An 18,339-nucleotide genomic window follows, 5' to 3' on the forward strand; every position below is an offset into this window, starting at 1 on the left:
ATCCGGAGATGCAAGCTGAATGAAGAACAATTCCGCTGTGAGGCAGCTGTTGTGCCTCCCGCTGCTCTTCCAAGCCTCCGTGCTGCAGATGGCATGGGCAGGCAACAGGGATGGGGCATGGGCAGGCAGTTATTCGCAGGCGAGCGATCCGTGTACCGAACCGGGCAGCGGACGTAGTTGCCGCGATGGGTTCAGGGACAGCCTGTCGATTGTCGAAGAATCACTGGGCTATACGGTTGAGCTGCACAGTACCCAGGCGATGCAGCACGTCTGCTCCTTCGTGCTGCATATGAAGCCAGAAGGCGGAAAACTGATTCATCAGTCCGAACCAGGCACAGTGGCTATCGAGAAACATGCAGGTGTACTGAGAGTCTCATCCGGCGGGATCGACCCGACGGCAACGGGCTTGGGCATGTGCGGTGCGCATGCCGATATTGATGGCCTGGAGTTTTCTTCTGTGGGCAATCGCACGCGTTCCGGACAACGCGATGGCGCGCGCCCCTGATTGATCCAGGCGGAACGCATCCACGCATGGCATGGATCTACTGCGCGGCTGTCGGGTCCGCCTTGAAGCGAGCCGAGCACCGCAGGTCCGGCGGGGGCGAAGAGGCGCGGGTGTCTGAGCGCAGCGAGTTCCGCGCCGTCCCCCGGCGGGCCGAGGAGCGCAGGGTACCGGTGCGCAGCACCAGCTCGCAGACGGCGGCGCGTTTCTTTTGGTTACTTTTCTTTCCGCGCGGAAAGAAAAGTAACGCCCATGAACGCATGCGCCCGCCACAGCAACAATCAGGCAGAAGAGAGACGCGTGGCGCTACGCGCCACCGGCAAACCCATGCTGCCGCCACGCCTCGTACATCACCACCGCAACGGTGTTGGAAAGATTGAGGCTGCGGTTGTCCGGCCGCATCGGCAGGCGCAGGCGGCGGCCATCCGGCAGTGCATCGAGCACGTCCTGCGGCAGGCCACGGCTTTCCGGGCCGAACAGAAACGCATCGCCCTCTTCAAAGGCCACGCTGTCGTAGCGCACGCTGGCGCGGGTACTGAGTGCGAACAACCGATTCGGTGCGATCCGCGCCAGCGCGGTGTCCAGGTCGGGGTGCACCTGCAGGCGCGAGTACTCGTGGTAGTCCAGCCCGGCGCGCTTGAGCTGCTTGTCTTCCAGTGCGAAGCCAAGCGGCTCGACCAGGTGCAGCTGCGCGCCGGTGTTGGCACAGAGCCGGATCACATTGCCCGTGTTGGGCGGGATTTCCGGTTGGAACAGGATCACGTGGAACTGGGGCGCGGCATTCATCGGCGCAGTGTACCTGCGACGACCGCCGCCTTTACGGCGCACGCCCTGCGCGGGGCAGGGCGGCACCGGTTACGGGCGCAGCAGGACCTGGGCGGTTTCGGTGGCCAGGGCCTGCAGGTCGGCGGCGCTCGGACGCACCTGCAGGGCCGGCAGGTTGACGATGACCGAGTTGGCGACGTTGGTGGCGGCGGCAGCCAGGGTCGCGGCGTAGCGCTGGGCTTCCAGTTCGGCGGCCAGGGCGACGCGCTGTTCCAGGCTCGGGCGCACTTCCACCGAGGCCAGCGTGGTGATCGGCATCGCGGCGGCGACCGGGGCGGCGACGTAGCCGTTGCGCTCGGCCAGCTGGTCGGCGCTCGGGCGCACTTCCACGGTGGCCAGGGTCGGGATGCCGCTGGCCTGTTCCCAGGCCTGCTGGGCCAGCTGGTCGGCGGCCGGGCGAACCTGCACGGTGGACAGGGTCTTGATGGATTCGGAGGCCTGCACCGACGAAACAACCGCGGTGCCGGCGATCAGGGCGATGGCGATGGCAATGGTCTTGGCGTTCATGACGGGGCCTGTTTAGTGTTGGTGAGCAGTGGTGTGGTAGTAAGGTAGTACACCAATTCTGGGCATGCAAGAGAAATTTTCTATTTCCTGCATTTGTTCAGTCTTCAGTCAGCTTTTGTCTGAAGCCCTTCCTGGTGCAGGAAGTACCAAGCAATCCGCGTGCCAACTTTTAGTTGTTGATTTGCAAGGCTTTTATGTGGTCCCGAAAGTGTCCGGTGGGCGGACACCTGTCCATTCGATAAGCCGCGGACACTGTCCGGACGCCTTCAGCCGGCGTCTGTGACGTTTCAAGAGCGCCCCTGGGCGTCGGGCTGGATGGTCATCTGGGCAAACACCCCCAGTGACTGGCGACCGATTCCGGCCGCCGCGCGCGCAGGCTAGGATCGGGGTTCACCTTCGTGACCAAGGATCCGGATATGTCTCTCGCCCTTCGCCCGCGCGCTGCACTGCTGGCTGTCGCCCTCAGCACCGCCCTAGGCACGCTTGTGCCTTCCCATGCGCTGGCGGCCAAGCCGGCCGCACCGGCCAAGGTCGATATCCCGTACGAGCAGTTCACCCTGCCCAACGGCCTGCGCGTGATCGTGCATACCGATCGCAAGGCGCCGATCGTTGCGGTCAACGTCTGGTACCACGTGGGCAGCAAGGACGAGCCGGCTGGCCGTACCGGCTTCGCGCACCTGTTCGAACACCTGATGTTCCAGGGCAGCGAAAACCACGACGGCGAATTCTTCGAACCGTTCAAGCAGGTGGGTGCCACCAACCAGAACGGCACCACCAACACCGATCGCACCAACTATTTCGAAAACGTGCCGACCACCGCGCTGGACATGGCGCTGTGGATGGAATCGGACCGCATGGGCCATCTGGTCGGTGCGATCGACCAGGCCGCGCTGGACGAGCAGCGTGGCGTGGTGCAGAACGAGAAGCGCCAGGGCGAGAACCAGCCCTACGGCCAGGCCTGGGACCAGCTCAACAAGGCGCTGTACCCGGTGGGCCACCCGTACCACCACGGCGTGATCGGGTCGATGAACGATCTGAACGCGGCGTCGCTGGATGACGTGAAGACCTGGTTCCGTACCTGGTACGGCCCGAACAACGCGGTGCTGGTGCTGGCTGGCGACATCGACCTGGCCACCGCCAAGGAAAAGGTCGCCAGGTACTTCGGCAGCATCCCGGCCGGCCCGACCATGGCGCAGCCGGCGGTGAACGTGGCCAAGCGTAGTGCCGACACGCGCGAGACGATGACCGACAAGGTGCCGCAGGCGCGCATCTACCGCGCCTGGAACGTGCCGCAGGTCGGCACCACCGAGGTCGATCAGCTGCAGTTGTTTGCGCAGGTGCTGGGCGGTGCGAAGTCTTCGCGCCTGAGCCAGCGCCTGCAGCACCAGGACAAGCTGGTGGACAGCATCGCGTCGGGCCTGTCGACCTCGCAGTTGGGCTCGAACTTCGTGATCATGGCGACGGTCAAGCAGGGCCAGGACCCGGCCAAGGTCGAGAAGATCATCGACGAGGAACTGGACCGGCTGATCAAGCAGGGCCCGACCGCGGCCGAACTGGAGCGTGCCAAGACCGGTGCCCGCGCCGGCTTCATCCGCGGCATCGAGCGCATCGGTGGCTTCGGCGGCAAGGCCGACGCCCTTGCAGAATGTGCGGTGTTCACAGGCGACCCGGGCTGCTTCCGTACCTCGCTGGCCAACATCGAGAAGGCCAGTGCTGCTGATCTGAGCCGGCTCGGCGCGCAGTGGCTGGACAAGGGCAGCCACACCCTGGTGATCGCGCCGGGTGAGCGCGTGGCGCTGAAGGAAGACCCGAGCCAGGCGCCGAAGCCGTTCACCGTGCCGGCGGTGGACCCGAAGTACAGCACCCTGCCCGAGCAGGTCGACCGCAAGGCCGGCGTGCCGCAGACCCGCGAGTTCCCGCAGCTGAAGTTCCCGGCGCTGCAGCGCGCGACGCTGAAGAACGGTACCCAGGTGATCCTGGCCGAGCGCCACGAGATTCCGGTGGTGCAGTTCAGCTACCAGTTCCCGGGCGGCTTCAGTGCCGACCAGGGCCGCAAGCCGGGCACCGCCAACTTCACCATGAGCCTGATGACCGAAGGCGCCGGCAAGCTGGGCTCGCTGGCCTTCGCCGACGCCGCGGATGCGCTGGGCGCCAGCCTGGATGCCTCGGCCGGCCTGGACTCGATGAGCGTGGACCTGTCGGCGCTGAAGGAAAACCTGGTGCCGTCGCTGGCGCTGTACCGCGACCTGCTGCGCGAGCCGCGCTTCGAGCAGGGCGAGATCGACCGGGTCAAGGCGAGCTGGATCGCGGGCATCCAGCAGGAGAAGGTCAACCCGGGTGCGGTGGCGATGCGCGTGCTGCCCCCGCTGCTGTATGGCAAGGGCCACCCGTATGCCATTCCGTTCACCGGTAGCGGTGACGAGGCGGCGATCAACGGCCTGACCCGCGAGGACCTGGTCGACTTCCACCACAACTGGCTGCGCCCGCAGAACGGCACCCTGATCGTGGTCGGCGACACCACCCTGGCCGAGATCGTGCCGCTGCTGGACAAGCAGCTGGGCGACTGGAAGGCCAGTGGCGAGGCCCCGCAGGTGAAGGCGGCCACCGACGTTGCGCTGCCGAAGGGCCCGCGCGTGTTCCTGATCGACCAGCCGGGCGCGGTACAGGCCAACCTGTTTGCCGGCCAGGTGGTGGCACCTTCCAGCGCCACCAGCTCGACCCGCTTCGACATCGCCAACGGCGTGATCGGCGGCGACTTCACCTCGCGCCTGAACATGAACCTGCGCGAGGACAAGCACTGGTCGTACGGTGCGCGCAGCAGCGCGGTCAATTCGGTGGGCCAGCGCCCGTGGATGTCCAGCGCGCCGGTGCAGATCGACAAGACCGGCCCGGCACTGGCGGAAATGCGCAAGGAAATCGCCGCGTTCGCCGATGGCAGCAAGCCGGCCACCGCTGCCGAGGTCAACCGCATTCGCAACATCCAGACCCTGAGCCTGCCCGGTGCCTACGAGACCGCCAGTGCGGTGGCGTCGACCATCGGTTCGATCGTGCAGTTCAAGCGCCCGGACGACTATGTGCTGCGGCGCAAGGCCGAGATCGAGGCGATGACCCCGGCGCAGGTGCAGCAGGCCGCCGCCGAGATCAAGCCGCAGGCCCTGACCTGGGTGGTGGTGGGTGACCTCAAGCAGACCGAAGCGGCCGTGCGCGCGCTGAACCTGGGCGAGGTGACGGTGATCGACGCCGAAGGCAACCCGGTCAAGAAATAAGGGATGTGCCTGCCCGCCCTGGCGGGCAGGCCTCCCCAGGTAGTGCCGGCCGCTGGCCGGCAACCCCGTCATGCATCCGGGGTCAGAGCCCCGGCTACCCCCGATTCAGGCTGTTCAGGCAGAATCCCCCCATACCCTTCCAGGATCTGCCCATGCGCGTTCTGCTGCTTTCCTCCCTGCTGCTCACCGTCACCGCCTGTACCTGGGTGCCGATCGAACCGGCCGGCAAGGCAACCCGCGTGCTGCCGGCAGGGCCGGTTCCGGCCGGCTGCATCGCCAAGGGCGAGGTGGTGGTCACCGTGAAGAGCAAGGTCGGCTTCTACAACCGCAACCCGCTGCGGGTGCAGGAAGAGCTGGAAACCCTGGCCCGCAACGAGGCCCCGAGCGCCGGTGCCAATGCCGTCCAGGCCGCTGCGGCCCCCGCCGATGGCAGCCAGCGCTTCGCCGCGTTCCAGTGCCCGCCGCGCTGAACGCTTCACCATACGGCCGAGGCTGAATTCGTAAAGATGCGGTGAAAGCCCGGGGGTTATAGAATAGCGCCCCCTTTTGCCTGAGCCTTGGCGCTAACCTCGATGCTCTTCAAGAATGTCTCGATCGCCGGCCTGGCACACGTCGACGCACCGCATACGCTGACGACCAAGGAAATCAACGAACGCCTGCAGCCGACGTTGGATCGCCTGGGTATCCGCACCGATGTGCTCGGCGACATCGCCGGCATCCACGCCCGCCGCCTGTGGGACAACGGCGTGCTGGCGTCGGACGCCGCCACCATGGCCGGCCGCAAGGCACTGGAAGACGCGGGCATCACCGCGACCCAGGTCGGCCTGCTGGTCAACACCTCGGTCAGCCGCGACTACCTGGAGCCGTCCACGGCCTCGATCGTGTCGGGCAACCTCGGTGTCAGCGACGAATGCATGACCTTCGACGTCGCCAATGCCTGCCTGGCCTTCATCAACGGCATGGACATCGCGGCGCGCATGATCGAGCGCGGTGATATCGACTACGCGCTGGTGGTGGACGGCGAGACCGCCAACCTGGTGTACGAGAAGACCCTGGAGCGCATGACCGCCCCGGACGTCACCGCCGACGACTTCCGCAACGAGCTGGCCGCGCTGACCACCGGGTCGGGCGCCGCCGCGATGGTGATGGCGCGCGCGGAGCTGGTGCCGGACGCGCCGCGCTACAAGGGCGGCGTGACCCGCTCGGCCACCGAGTGGAACCAGCTGTGCCTGGGCAACCTGGACCGCATGGTCACCGACACCCGCCTGTTGCTGATCGAAGGCATCAAGCTGGCGCAGAAGACCTTCAGCGCCGCCAAGATCGCACTCGGCTGGGCCGTGGAGGAGCTGGACCAGTTCGTGATCCACCAGGTCAGCCAGCCGCACACCGCCGCGTTCATCAAGAACTTCGGCATCGACCCGAAGAAGGTCATGACCATCTTCGGCGAGCACGGCAACATCGGCCCGGCCTCGGTGCCGATCGTGCTGAGCAAGCTCAAGCAGCTGGGCAAGCTGAAGAAGGGCGATCGCATCGCGCTTCTGGGTATTGGCTCGGGCCTGAACTGCTCGATGGCTGAAGTGGTCTGGTAAGCAGCCCGTTGCCCGACCTCCTGTAGAGCCGAGCCATGCTCGGCTCACGCGCGCAGCGCGGCTCTTCCGCAGCGGACCGGAGAGCAGCCGAGCAACGGCTCGGCTCTACATTGCGCCGCGACTCTCCTTAGGTGCTCCGCATGCGCGATCTTCCCGGTTACCCCGCCCACCCGCAGCGCTTCGAGGTCCGCCCCGGCCTGTCGATGAACTATCTCGACGAGGGCCCGCGCGATGGCGAGGTGGTGGTGATGGTGCACGGCAACCCGTCGTGGAGCTATTACTGGCGCACGCTGGTGGCCGGCCTGTCGGACACCTACCGCTGCATCGTGCCGGACCACATCGGCATGGGCCTGTCGGACAAGCCGGACGACAGCCGCTATGAGTACACGCTGCAGTCGCGCGTGGACGATCTTGATGCGCTGCTGAAGCACCTGGGCATCACCGGCCCGGTGACCCTGGCCGTGCACGACTGGGGCGGCATGATCGGGTTCGGCTGGGCGCTGTCGCACCACGACCAGGTGAAGCGCCTGGTCGTGCTCAACACCGCTGCCTTCCCGATGCCGGCGGCGAAGAAGATGCCGTGGCAGATCGCGCTGGGCCGCCACTGGAAGATCGGCGAGTGGATCATCCGCAGCTTCAACGCGTTCTCGTCCGGTGCCTCGTGGCTGGGCGTGGAGCGGAAGATGCCGGCCGATGTGCGCCGCGCCTACGTGTCGCCGTATAACAGCTGGGCCAACCGCATCAGCACCATCCGCTTCATGCAGGACATCCCGCTGTCGCCGGCCGACAAGGCCTGGTCGCTGCTGGAGCGTGCCGGCAAGGCACTGCCCTCGTTCGCCGACCGCCCGGCCTTCCTCGGCTGGGGCCTGCGTGACTTCGTGTTCGACCATCATTTCCTGAAGGGTTTCCAGGCCGCACTGCCGCAGGCCCAGGTGCATGCCTTCGAGGACGCCGGCCACTATGTGCTGGAAGACAAGCACGAAGTGCTGGTACCGGAGATCCGCGCGTTCCTGGACGCCAACCCGATCTGATCGGTGTGCCGACCAACGGTCGGCACCCACAAGTGGAAGGTATGGGTGGGTGCCGACCGTTGGTCGGCACACCGGATTACGCGGCGACCGGTGCCTGCGGCGGCGAGGACGGGCTGTTGCCGTTGTCGTCCGGGTGATCGTCGTCATTGTCGGCGTCATCGCGCCAGCGCCAGTCGGCCGGCGTCAGCGGATCCAGGCCATAGGCAATGCGCGCCTTGTCGCACTGCGGGCTGGCCTTGCCGTATTCCCACGATGCATCCACCTCACGGCACACGCTGGGTCGATTGGGGTGGATGGTGCAGCGTGAATACACGCCGATCTGCGCATCCAGCGCGACGCAGCGCACCGGCTTGGAATGGGTGCCGCGCATGCACAGGCGGTGCGGATCCAGCACCTCGGTGAGCTGATGCGGCACGCCGCCGGGGGTGACCTCGTCCGATTCCATCCAGTGGAAGGCCACGCGGTACTGGGTGCAGCAGGCGCCGCAGGTCATGCAGGGATGTTGCATGGGCAAGCCGCCTCGGGCGGCAGTCGGAATCAGGAACGAGGGAGCGGATTTTCCACGAAGTGGGCCGCCGCGCAAGAAATTCCGTAAGCGGCGACAATGAACGGATGAACCGACCCTGCAATATCGCCGCACGGCTGCCTGAACTGGCGCGTGAACGCCCCGACCAGATCGCCATCCGCTGCCCCGGCCGCCGCGGCGCCGGCAACGGCATGGCCGCCTACGATGTCACCCTCGATTACCGTCAGCTGGACGCCCGCAGTGATGCCATGGCCGCCGGCCTGGCCGGCTACGGGATCGGCCGTGGCGTGCGCACGGTGGTGATGGTGCGGCCTTCTCCGGAGTTCTTCCTGCTGATGTTCGCGCTGTTCAAGCTGGGCGCAGTGCCGGTGCTGGTCGATCCGGGCATCGACCGGCGCGCGCTGAAGCAGTGCCTGGACGAGGCGCAGCCGCAGGCTTTCATCGGCATTCCGCTGGCGCATGTGGCGCGGCTGGTGCTGCGCTGGGCGCCGTCGGCCACCCGGCTGGTGACGGTCGGCCGCCGCCTCGGCTGGGGCGGCACCACGCTGGCCGCGCTGGAGCGCGCTGGCGCCAGCGCTGGGCCGATGCTGGCCGACACCGATGGCGAGGACATGGCGGCGATCCTGTTCACCAGCGGCTCCACCGGCGTGCCCAAGGGCGTCGTCTACCGCCACCGCCACTTCGTCGGCCAGATCCAGTTGCTGGGCAGTGCCTTCGGCATGGAAGCGGGTGGGGTGGACCTGCCGACCTTCCCACCGTTCGCGCTGTTCGACCCGGCGCTGGGGCTGACCTCGGTGATCCCGGACATGGACCCGACGCGGCCGGCGCAGGCCGACCCGGGACGCCTGCACGATGCCATCCAGCGCTTCGGCGTGACCCAGCTGTTCGGCTCGCCAGCGCTGATGCGGGTGCTGGCCCGGCACGGGCGGCCACTGCCGACGGTGACCCGGGTGACCTCGGCCGGGGCACCGGTGCCGCCGGACGTGGTCGCCACCATCCGCAGCCTGCTGCCGGCTGATGCGCAGTTCTGGACTCCCTATGGCGCCACCGAGTGCCTGCCGGTGGCGGTGGTCGAAGGCCGCGAACTGGAGCGCACCCGCGCGGCGACCGAGGCCGGTGCCGGCACCTGCGTGGGCAACGTGGTGGCCCCCAACGAGGTGCGCATCATCGCCATCGACGACGCACCGCTGCCGGACTGGTCACAGGCGCGGGTGCTGGGGGTGGGGGAAGTGGGGGAAATCACCGTGGCCGGGCCGACCGCCACCGACAGCTACTTCAACCGCCCGCAGGCCACTGCGGCGGCGAAGATCCGCGAGACGCTGGTCGATGGCAGAACCCGCGTGGTGCATCGCATGGGCGACGTCGGTTATTTCGATGTGCAGGGCCGCCTGTGGTTCTGCGGGCGCAAGACCCAGCGCGTGGAAACCGCGCGCGGGCCGCTGTACACCGAGCAGGTCGAGCCGGTGTTCAACACCGTGGCCGGCGTGGCGCGCACGGCACTGGTCGGCGTCGGCGCCGCCGGTGCGCAGGTGCCGGTGCTGTGCGTGGAACTGCAGCGCGGCCGGTCCGACAGCCCGGCGCTGCAGGAAGCGCTGCGTGCGCACGCGGCCGCCCGCCTGCCAGAGGCCGGCCTGCAGCACTTCCTGGTGCATCCGGCGTTCCCCGTCGATATCCGTCACAACGCCAAGATCGGCCGCGAAAAGCTCGCCGTCTGGGCCAGCGCCGAACTGGAGAAGCGCGCATGAAGATCCTGGTCACCGGTGGCGGTGGTTTCCTTGGGCAGGCGCTGTGCCGCGGGCTGGTCGAGCGTGGCCACCAGGTGCTGGCGTTCAACCGCAGTCATTACCCGGAACTGCAGGCGATGGGCGTGGGCCAGATCCGCGGTGATCTGGCCGATGCGCAGGCGGTGCTGCATGCGGTGGCCGGCGTCGATGCGGTGTTCCACAACGGCGCCAAGGCCGGCGCATGGGGCAGCTATGACAGCTACCACCAGGCCAACGTGGTCGGCACCGACAACGTCCTCGCGGCCTGCCGCGTGCATGGCATCAACCGGCTGGTCTACACCTCCACGCCCAGCGTGACCCATCGTGCCACGCACCCGGTGGAAGGCCTCGGGGCTGACGAGGTGCCGTACGGCGAAGATTTCCAGGCGCCGTATGCGGCCACCAAGGCAATCGCCGAACAGCGCGTGCTGGCCGCCAACGATGCGTCGCTGGCGACGGTGGCACTGCGCCCGCGGCTGATCTGGGGCCCCGGTGACCAGCAGCTGGTGCCGAGGCTGGCCGAGCGTGCGCGGCAGGGACGCCTGCGCCTGGTCGGCGATGGCAACAACAAGGTCGATACCACCTACATCGACAACGCCGCGCTGGCGCACTTCCTCGCCTTTGACGCCCTGGCACCGGGCGCTGCGTGTGCGGGCAAGGCCTACTTCATCTCCAACGGCGAGCCGTTGCCGATGCGCGAGCTGGTGAACAAGCTGTTGGCTGCGGTGGGTGCGCCATCCGTGGACAAGGCGATCAGCTTCAAGACCGCCTACCGCATCGGCGCCGTCTGCGAGCGGCTGTGGCCGCTGCTGCGCCTGCGCGGCGAGCCGCCGCTGACCCGCTTCCTGGCCGAGCAGCTGTGCACGCCGCACTGGTACAGCATGGAACCGGCGCGCCGTGACTTCGGCTACGTGCCGCAGGTCAGCATCGAAGAAGGGCTGCGCAGGCTGAAGGCTTCATCTGCTGCATAGATCGCCATCACTGGTTGCACACCGCAGGATCGGGAGGATGGACCCACGCCATCCAAGGCTCGACCACCCGCGAGGAGCGCCATGCTGCACTACGCCATCATCTTCTTTGTCATCGCCATCATCGCCGCCGTTCTGGGTTTCTCCGGAATTGCCGGCGCCGCAACGAACATCGCCTGGATCCTGTTCGTGGTGTTCCTGATCCTTGCGGTGATCTCGATGTTCCGCAAGCGAGGCTAGCTGGTAGTGCCGGCCGCTGGCCGGTATCGCTTTCCGCAGAGTCGAGCCATGCTCGACTCTGCGGGCGATAACAACGCTATACAGCGCTCTGCAGTTCGCGATCGGCTTCATGGCGCTCCAGCGCCAGCTCGATCAGGCGGGTGATCAGCGTGGTGTAGTCCACGCCGCTGGCACCCCAGAGCTTCGGGTACATGCTGATGCGGGTGAAGCCGGGCAGCGTGTTGACCTCGTTGATGATGATGTCGCCGCCCGCGGTGAGGAACACATCCACGCGCGCCATGCCGGCACACTCCAGCGCCTGGTAGGCCCGCAGAGCGGTCTGCTGGATCCGCGCCTGGGTTGCAGCATCGATATCCGCGGGTACCACCACCTCGGCACCATCGGCGTTGATGTACTTGGTGTCGTAAGCATAGAACTCGTCGTGCACCACCACCTCGCCGCACAGGCTGGCCTGCGGATGTTCGTTGCCCAGCACCGCGCACTCGATCTCGCGGCCGATCACCGCCGATTCCACCAGCACTTTGTGGTCGTAGCGCAGCGCCAATGCCAGCGCTCCGGCAAAGCCCGCCGCATCCTTGACCTTGCTCACGCCTACCGATGAGCCTTGGTTGGCCGGCTTCACGAACAGCGGCAGGCCAAGCCGGGCGATCACCGCATCGACATCCACTTCCGCCACCTGGTGGCGGCGGATGCACAGCCACGGCGCCACCTGCAGCCCGGCGTCGCGCAGCAGGCGCTTGGTCACGTCCTTGTCCATCGCCGCTGCCGAGCCCAGTACCGGCGAACCGACGAAGGGCAGGTTGGCCATGCGCAGCAGGCCCTGCAGCGCGCCGTCCTCGCCCAGCGGCCCGTGCACGATCGGCAGCACCACATCGACCTGGCCGAGCGCGTAGGCCGCATCGCACGGCTGCAGCTGCCCCTGCTCGGCGCCCGGGCGCACCACCAGCGACGTGCCGGAGCGATGCAGCGCGATGCGCGAGGGATCTTCGGCATTGATCAGGAACGTCTCCGGCTGGCTCAGGTGCCACTGCCCCTGCTTGTCGATGCCGACCAGCACCGGCTCGAAGCGCTCGCGATCGAGCGCATCGAGGATGTTCTTCGCCGACTGCAGTGAAACTTCGTGCTCGGAAGACTTGCCCCCGAAGATGATGCCGACCCGGGTCCGTGCCATGGGGAATGCGATGTCCTGTGCGTTGCGTGGCCTCATAGCATGAACCTTCATCAGCCCTCCGCGTGAGGCACAGATGAACCGGATATCCATCCACGCATGGCGTGGATCTGCCGTGTCGACCAAGGTCGACACCCACCAACAGCAACACAGAATGCCGTCCCGACAGATCGCAGCAAGCTGTCGAAGGCGGGGTGGGTCCGGTTGCGGGGGCGTGAGCGCCATGGATGGCGCGACCGAGCTTACATGGACGTACTTGCAGCGTCCCCCGCAACCGGACCCACCCCGCCATCCCACGGATAGCCAGCTTTTGATGTTGCCCTGGCTGATGCATCTGCGGGTGCCGGGCGGCAGCCCGGCCCAAGCCCCCCACCCACGCAGGTAGAATGCGCCCATGGCTCTTTCCCTGCTCAAGTCCCTCAAGCCGGTCGCTGGCCGCGCCCTGCAGATCGCCCTGAACCGCGCGCTGGCGCTGGATCCGGATACCCGCCATGCCTTGGCCAGCCTCGATGGCCGGCACATCGACCTGACCCTGGAAGCGCCGTCGCTGGCGATGCGCATCAGCGTCGACGGCGACCAGCTGGGGGTCGGCCCGGTGGATGCGCAGGAAGCCGACCTGGCCGTGCGTAGCAGCCTGGCCGGCGTGCTGGCGCAGCTGCCGCTGCTGGCCAACGCACGGCGCGGCGAGTCCAACAACAAGGGCCGTGTACGCGTGGCCGGCGACGCCGAACTGGCGCGGCGCCTGCAGCAGCTGGCCAAGGGCTTCGACCCGGACTGGCAGCAGCCGTTCGTCAGCGTGTTTGGCGAGGTACTGGGCGTGCAGGTCGCCAACACCCTGCGCAGCGCCCTGCAGCACGCGCGCCAGGGTGCGATCGACCTGGCCCACAGCGCCGCCGAATTCATCACCGAGGAATCGCGCGACGTGGTGCCGCGCGCCGAACTGGATGCCTTCCACGATGATGTGGACGTGCTGCGCGATGACGTCGAGCGTCTTGGCGCGCGGGTGCAGCGCCTGCGGGGTGCCGCATGAAGGCCGTGCTGCGGGCGAGCCGCATCGGCCGGGTGATCCTGCGTTACCGCCTTGACGACCTGCTGCAGGGCACGCCGGCCGAGCGTTGGCTGCGCCTGGCCAAGCCGTTCGTGCCGCGTGCCTCGGCCGACATCGCCGCACAGTCGCGCGGTGCGCGCCTGCGCCTGGCGCTGCAGGACCTCGGCCCGATCTTCGTCAAGTTCGGCCAGATCCTGTCCACCCGCCGCGACCTGGTGCCGCCGGACGTGGCCAACGAACTGACCCTGCTGCAGGACCGGGTCAAGCCGTTCGACGGTGACACCGCGCGTCGCATTGTCGAGGAAGCGCTTGGCTTGCCGGTCAGCGAGGCGTTCGCCAGCTTCGATACCGAACCACTGGCCTCGGCTTCGATCGCGCAGGTGCATGCGGCTACGCTGGCCGATGGCCGCCAGGTGGTGGTCAAGGTGCTGCGCCCGGGCATCGAGAAGCAGATCGATGCCGACATCGCCCTGCTCAACTCGCTGGCCGCGCTGGTCGAGCGTACCCATCCGCGTGCCGACAAGATCCGACCGCGCGAAGTGGTGGCCGAAGTCGAGAACACCCTCGCCGCCGAGCTGGACCTGCAGCGCGAAGGCGCCAATGCCAGCGTGCTGCGCCGCTTCTGGGAGAACAGCGACGACCTGTACGTGCCGGAAGTGATCTGGAGCCATACCGCCGAGCGCGCGCTGACCCTGGAGCGCGTGTGGGGCATTCCGTCCGACGACATCGCCGCGCTCGACAAGGCGGGCATCGACCGCAAGGCACTGGCCGCCAAGGGCGTGCGGGTCTTCTACACCCAGGTGTTCCGCGACAACTTCTTCCATGCCGATGCGCACGCCGGCAACATCTGGGTCGACACCGATCCGGGCCGCCGCGCCAACCCGCGATTCATCGCGCTGGACTTCGGCATCATGGGCCAGCTGTCGCAGGAGGATCAGTACTACCTGGCTGAGAACTTCATGGCCATCTTCAACCGCGATTACCGCCGCATCGCCGAACTGCACGTGCAGGCGCGGTGGATGCCGGACAACGTGCGCATCGATGATCTGGAAGCGGCCGTGCGTTCGGTGTGCGAGCCGTACTTCACCCGTCCGCTGTCGCAGATCTCGCTGGCCGAAGTGCTGATGAAGCTGTTCCGCGTGGCGCAGCGCTACCAGCTGACCCTGCAGCCGCAGCTGATCCTGCTGCAGAAGACCCTGCTGAACATCGAAGGTGTCGGCCGCCAGCTGGATCCGCAGATCGATATCTGGGCGGTGGCCAAGCCGGTGCTGGCGAAGATCCTGCGCGAGCGCTACAGCCCACGCCGGGTCGTGCGCGAGATCGGCAAGCGGTTGCCGGAAATCATGACCCACGCACCGGACATGCCGCGCCTCGTACACGCCTGGCTGACCCAGCAGGTGGAGGGGCGCCACGAGCTGGCGATGCGCTCGCGCGATCTGGTTGCGCTGGATGCCAGCGTGCAGCGCCTGCAGAAGCGCGCGGTCGGCGCGATCACCGGCGTCGGCCTGCTGGCCATCGCCGCGCTGATGTACATGCTGCAGCCGCCGGGCTGGTACTGGGGCGACCTGCCGATGTGGAGCTGGGTGTCCGGCGCCGTCGGCGCGCTGGCGCTGGCGCGCGCGTGGTGGAGATAGACCCGGTGCTGCAGACGCTGAAGAACGAACTGATGCACTTCGGTGCTGAAAACGACGCGCATGAAACCGAGCGCGCTCGGCGCATGCTCAACATCACGCCGGATACCGGTGAATTCCTGTCGGTGCTGGTGCGTTTCGGCACCGCACGCCGTGTACTGGAAATCGGCACCTCCAATGGCTACTCCACGCTGTGGCTGGCCGAAGCCGCCGCCGCCATCGACGGCCACGTGACCACGCTGGAAGTCGCCGAGGACAAGGTGGCGATGGCGCGATCCACGTTCGCGCGCAGCGGCTTGGCCGCGCACATCACGCTGGTGCATGGCGATGCCGGGCAGTGGTTGGCAGAGGCCGGCGAAGGCTGCATCGACCTGCTGTTCCTGGATTCGGACCGCGGGCAGTACGCCGGCTGGTGGCCGCAGGTGCGCCGCGTGCTGCGGCCAGGGGGCCTGCTGGTGGTGGACAACGCCACGTCGCACGCGGAAGAGATGAAACCCTTGTGCCTGCTGCTGGATGCCGATCCGGACTTCAGCACCAGCCTGGTGCCGGTGGGCAACGGCGAACTGCTGGCCGTGCGCAACGGCTGATTGCCACGCTGCCCGCGCGTGATCCGGTAGTGCCGGCTGCTGGCCGGCAGCCGCCGCAATCCAACTGCCCGGAGGCAGCCGGCCAGCGGCCGGCTCTACCCCATTCAGTGCCCAGCCACGATAATCCCGCGGTGAGTACCGAACCTGACACCCTCGCCGCGGTCGAGACTGAAACCGCGCCCCTGCAGCTGCTGCACCTGGATGAGCGCCTGGCCGTGGTCAACAAGCCTGCCGGGCTGATGGTCCACGACAGCAAGCTGGCCCGTGGCGAAGATGATTTCCTGGCCGACCGCCTGCGTGAGCAGCTGGGGCGGCCGATCTTCCTCGTGCACCGCCTGGACCGGGCCACCAGTGGCTGCCTGCTGCTGGCCTTCGACCGCGAAACTGCCAGTTCGCTGGGCAAGGCACTGATGGGTGGCGAAGTGGCCAAGGACTACCTGACAGTCTGCCGAGGCTGGCCGGCCGAGCTGTCCTGGCGGGTGGACCATGATCTGGATGGCGGGCCGGGCAAGCCGGTGAAGAAGCCGGCGATCACCGATTTCCAGCGCCTGGCCACTGGCGAGCTGTCGGTGCCGGTGGGCGAATTCAGCAGCTCGCGCTACGCGCTGCTGCGCTGCCAGCCGCAGACCGGGCGCTTCCGGCAGATCCGCCGTCACCTCAAGCACCTCTCGCATCACATGATCGGCGATACCAGCCACGGCGATGGGCGCCACAACCGCGTCTTCCGCATGCAGGGCGTGCACCGCATGCTGCTGCACGCCGAGCGCCTGCGTTTTCCGCATCCGGAGGGCGGCAACGTGGATGTCAGTGCGCCGCTGGACCGCCAGTTCCAGAAGGCACTGGACCTGTTCGGCTGGCAGGTGGACGCAGTTTGACGGTAGTGCCGGCCGCTGGCCGGCAGCTGCGTGATTCCAGGTGTACTGGGGAGCCGGCCAGCGGCCGGCACTACCTCATTCTCGTTTCTTTTCCGGCTCGTTGACGATCGCTTCCAGGTCTTTCTGCAGGTCCGCAAACAGCGGCTGCATGCGCGCCTGGATGGCCACCATCACGTTCTGCATCAGTGCCGGGGTCTTGTCCAGCAGGCTCTGGCCTGCCGCGCTCTCGTAGAACTCGGCCATCGCCAGCACGTCTTCCTTGCTGAACGTCTTCTTGTACAGGTCCACGTACATCGGCCGCAGCTGCTGCCACGACATGGCCTGGCGCAGGGTCTGGCTGGTCCGCGCCTGGATCCGCTTCAGCTGTTCCTGCTGCTGGGCGGTGAGCTGGCGCTGCGCGGCCACCTGCTGGAACTGCTGCTGCTGCATGGCTTCGATCTGCGGCACCATGGTGTCGATCATGCTCTGCGCGCGCGAGGCCGACAGCAGGCGGTTGATGTCGCCGTCGGTCGGCGGGGCGGCCAGTGCCGGGACGCTGGCCGTGGCCAGTGCCAGCAGCAGGGCGGCGCGGCGCAGCAGGGACGGCAGGGCGGGTGCGAAGCGGGTCATGCGGGCTTCCTGCGGTACATGGGACCGCCAGCATACCTGCAGCCCAGGCGAAGGCGGCGTGTTCGGCGCCTGATCGGCGGCATACGGGGCGCGATGGCGCACTCCACCACGTGGCTGCCGCTACAATGCGCGGATGGGCAGTGGACCGGTCACCATCAGCGCGCAGCTTGAAATCCCCGACGGCGAGATCGTCGAGCGGTTCGTGCGCGCCAGTGGCGCCGGCGGCCAGAACGTCAACAAGGTGTCCACTGCGGTGGAACTGCGTTTCGACGTGGCCAACTCGCCCTCGTTGCCCGAACCGTTGCGCGCGCGGCTGTTGGCGCGGCGTGACCGGCGCATGACCGGCGAAGGCGTGCTGGTCATCGACGCGCAACGTTTCCGCACCCAGGATCGCAATCGCGAGGATGCGCGCGAGCGGCTGGCGGCCTTCATCCAGGCCGGGCTGAGCGTGCCCAAACCGCGCAAGGCCACCAAGCCGACCCTCGGGTCGAAACTGCGTCGTCTGGACGCCAAACGCGGGCGCGCGCAGATCAAGCGCGGGCGCTCATCACGTGACTGGGAGTGATTGCTTGAACAACCCGACTTCGTTGCTGCCGGCCGTCCCGCCGCAGATGCCGCAGGTCAAACCCAACGCCTTCCTGCGCTGGCTGGCGCGCTGCACCCTGCGCATGGGGGGCTGGAAGGTGACCGGCACCCTGCCTGACATCCCCAGGCTGGTCTTCATCATCGCCCCGCATTCGTCCAACTGGGACGGGCTGTGGGGCATGGCGGCGAAGATCGCGCTCGGCATGAAGGTGAAGGTGCTGGGCAAGGCGTCGCTGTTCTGGTGGCCGCTGGGCCCGTTGCTGCACCGGCTGGGCGTGATTCCGCTCGATCGCAGCTCGCCACAGGGCACGGTGGGCCAGGCGGTGGACCTGCTGCGCAACAACGAGAAGATGTGGTTCGCCATCACCCCCGAGGGCACCCGCAAGGCGGTGAAGGACTGGAAGGCCGGCTTCCTGAAGATCGCCCGGATGGCCGACGTGCCGATCCTGACTGCGTATTTCCACTATCCGGAAAAGACCATCGGCATCGGTCCGTTGTTCACCCCGAGCGGCGACGATATGGCCGACATGGCTGCCATCCGCGAGTTCTACCGGCCCTGGATCGGCAAGACCCGCGGCACGGTCTGAGCCGGCCGCAGGCCGCCGCATAGACGCCACGT

The 18,339-nt window shown here is 67.4% G+C and carries 19 protein-coding genes; 14 read left to right on the forward strand and 5 right to left on the reverse strand.

Going from position 1 to position 18,339, the window contains the following annotated elements:
- Positions 1-19: 19 nt before the first annotated feature.
- The gene (locus ACUDTM_RS13425; RefSeq protein WP_445391359.1) at positions 20-505 is read left to right on the forward strand and encodes a hypothetical protein; all 486 of its coding nucleotides are present in this window, start codon (positions 20-22) and stop codon (positions 503-505) included.
- A gap of 303 nt (positions 506-808) precedes the next feature.
- On the opposite strand, the gene ACUDTM_RS13430 is transcribed toward ACUDTM_RS13425, so the two are convergent.
- Positions 809-1,288, reverse strand: a complete 480-nt coding sequence (locus ACUDTM_RS13430) for a tRNA (cytidine(34)-2'-O)-methyltransferase (protein ID WP_061479351.1) — start codon at positions 1,286-1,288, stop codon at positions 809-811.
- A 69-nt stretch (positions 1,289-1,357) separates the two neighbouring features.
- On the reverse strand, positions 1,358-1,834 hold the full coding sequence (locus ACUDTM_RS13435) for a hypothetical protein (protein ID WP_014035556.1): 477 nt from the start codon (positions 1,832-1,834) through the stop codon (positions 1,358-1,360).
- A 416-nt stretch (positions 1,835-2,250) separates the two neighbouring features.
- On the opposite strand from ACUDTM_RS13435, the gene ACUDTM_RS13440 reads away from it, so the two are divergent.
- The 4 genes from ACUDTM_RS13440 (at position 2,251) to ACUDTM_RS13455 (ending at position 7,720) form a co-directional block, all read left to right on the forward strand.
- Complete coding sequence (locus ACUDTM_RS13440) at positions 2,251-5,100, forward strand: M16 family metallopeptidase (protein ID WP_445391360.1); 2,850 nt, start codon at positions 2,251-2,253, stop codon at positions 5,098-5,100.
- A gap of 152 nt (positions 5,101-5,252) precedes the next feature.
- Entirely contained in the window at positions 5,253-5,570 is a 318-nt protein-coding gene (locus tag ACUDTM_RS13445; RefSeq protein WP_005407628.1) for a DUF4156 domain-containing protein, read from the forward strand.
- 102 nt (positions 5,571-5,672) lie between these two features.
- On the forward strand, positions 5,673-6,689 hold the full coding sequence (locus ACUDTM_RS13450) for a 3-oxoacyl-ACP synthase III (protein ID WP_005420782.1): 1,017 nt from the start codon (positions 5,673-5,675) through the stop codon (positions 6,687-6,689).
- 140 nt (positions 6,690-6,829) lie between these two features.
- On the forward strand, positions 6,830-7,720 hold the full coding sequence (locus ACUDTM_RS13455) for an alpha/beta fold hydrolase (protein WP_072167325.1): 891 nt from the start codon (positions 6,830-6,832) through the stop codon (positions 7,718-7,720).
- Positions 7,721-7,796: 76 nt separating this feature from the next.
- Here the strand turns inward: ACUDTM_RS13455 and ACUDTM_RS13460 are convergent, their stop codons facing one another.
- Positions 7,797-8,228, reverse strand: a complete 432-nt coding sequence (locus ACUDTM_RS13460) for a YkgJ family cysteine cluster protein (protein WP_005407630.1) — start codon at positions 8,226-8,228, stop codon at positions 7,797-7,799.
- 104 nt (positions 8,229-8,332) lie between these two features.
- Here ACUDTM_RS13460 and oleC point away from each other — a divergent pair, with 104 nt between their 5' ends.
- The 3 genes from oleC to ACUDTM_RS13475 all read left to right on the forward strand — a co-directional run bounded on the left by oleC (position 8,333) and on the right by ACUDTM_RS13475 (position 11,217).
- Positions 8,333-9,991, forward strand: coding sequence for an olefin beta-lactone synthetase (oleC, locus tag ACUDTM_RS13465; RefSeq protein WP_353080334.1), 1,659 nt, complete (start codon positions 8,333-8,335; stop codon positions 9,989-9,991).
- Entirely contained in the window at positions 9,988-10,980 is a 993-nt protein-coding gene (gene oleD / locus ACUDTM_RS13470; protein ID WP_072167323.1) for a 2-alkyl-3-oxoalkanoate reductase, read from the forward strand. The genes oleC and oleD overlap by 4 nt, the downstream gene beginning before the upstream one ends.
- Before the next feature lie 81 nt (positions 10,981-11,061).
- On the forward strand, positions 11,062-11,217 hold the full coding sequence (locus tag ACUDTM_RS13475; protein WP_005407633.1) for a DUF1328 domain-containing protein: 156 nt from the start codon (positions 11,062-11,064) through the stop codon (positions 11,215-11,217).
- A 76-nt stretch (positions 11,218-11,293) separates the two neighbouring features.
- Here ACUDTM_RS13475 and ddlA read toward each other — a convergent pair whose 3' ends face one another.
- On the reverse strand, positions 11,294-12,388 hold the full coding sequence (gene ddlA, locus ACUDTM_RS13480; protein ID WP_088496712.1) for a D-alanine--D-alanine ligase: 1,095 nt from the start codon (positions 12,386-12,388) through the stop codon (positions 11,294-11,296).
- Positions 12,389-12,779: 391 nt separating this feature from the next.
- Here ddlA and ACUDTM_RS13485 point away from each other — a divergent pair, with 391 nt between their 5' ends.
- The 4 genes from ACUDTM_RS13485 to ACUDTM_RS13500 all read left to right on the forward strand — a co-directional run bounded on the left by ACUDTM_RS13485 (position 12,780) and on the right by ACUDTM_RS13500 (position 16,526).
- Positions 12,780-13,415 (forward strand): ubiquinone biosynthesis accessory factor UbiJ, encoded by a 636-nt coding sequence (locus ACUDTM_RS13485; RefSeq protein WP_088496705.1) that lies wholly within the window; start codon positions 12,780-12,782, stop codon positions 13,413-13,415.
- The gene (ubiB, locus tag ACUDTM_RS13490) at positions 13,412-15,067 is read left to right on the forward strand and encodes a ubiquinone biosynthesis regulatory protein kinase UbiB (RefSeq protein ID WP_088496706.1); all 1,656 of its coding nucleotides are present in this window, start codon (positions 13,412-13,414) and stop codon (positions 15,065-15,067) included. Before ACUDTM_RS13485 ends, ubiB begins: the two co-directional genes overlap by 4 nt.
- A gap of 32 nt (positions 15,068-15,099) precedes the next feature.
- Entirely contained in the window at positions 15,100-15,651 is a 552-nt protein-coding gene (locus ACUDTM_RS13495) for an O-methyltransferase (protein ID WP_172412118.1), read from the forward strand.
- Positions 15,652-15,758: 107 nt separating this feature from the next.
- Positions 15,759-16,526 carry a pseudouridine synthase gene (locus ACUDTM_RS13500; RefSeq protein ID WP_404830557.1) on the forward strand — a complete coding sequence of 256 codons (768 nt, stop codon included), beginning with the start codon at positions 15,759-15,761 and terminating at the stop codon, positions 16,524-16,526.
- A 75-nt stretch (positions 16,527-16,601) separates the two neighbouring features.
- On the opposite strand, the gene ACUDTM_RS13505 is transcribed toward ACUDTM_RS13500, so the two are convergent.
- Complete coding sequence (locus tag ACUDTM_RS13505; protein WP_005420757.1) at positions 16,602-17,135, reverse strand: DUF2059 domain-containing protein; 534 nt, start codon at positions 17,133-17,135, stop codon at positions 16,602-16,604.
- A 133-nt stretch (positions 17,136-17,268) separates the two neighbouring features.
- On the opposite strand from ACUDTM_RS13505, the gene arfB reads away from it, so the two are divergent.
- A complete protein-coding gene (gene arfB / locus ACUDTM_RS13510) occupies positions 17,269-17,700 on the forward strand; it encodes an alternative ribosome rescue aminoacyl-tRNA hydrolase ArfB (protein ID WP_005420755.1) in 432 nt (143 codons plus the stop codon).
- A 4-nt stretch (positions 17,701-17,704) separates the two neighbouring features.
- Positions 17,705-18,307 (forward strand): lysophospholipid acyltransferase family protein, encoded by a 603-nt coding sequence (locus tag ACUDTM_RS13515; protein WP_088496708.1) that lies wholly within the window; start codon positions 17,705-17,707, stop codon positions 18,305-18,307.
- The last annotated feature ends 32 nt before the right edge of the window (positions 18,308-18,339 follow it).

The organism is Stenotrophomonas maltophilia group sp. vghtpe118 (assembly GCF_052605195.1).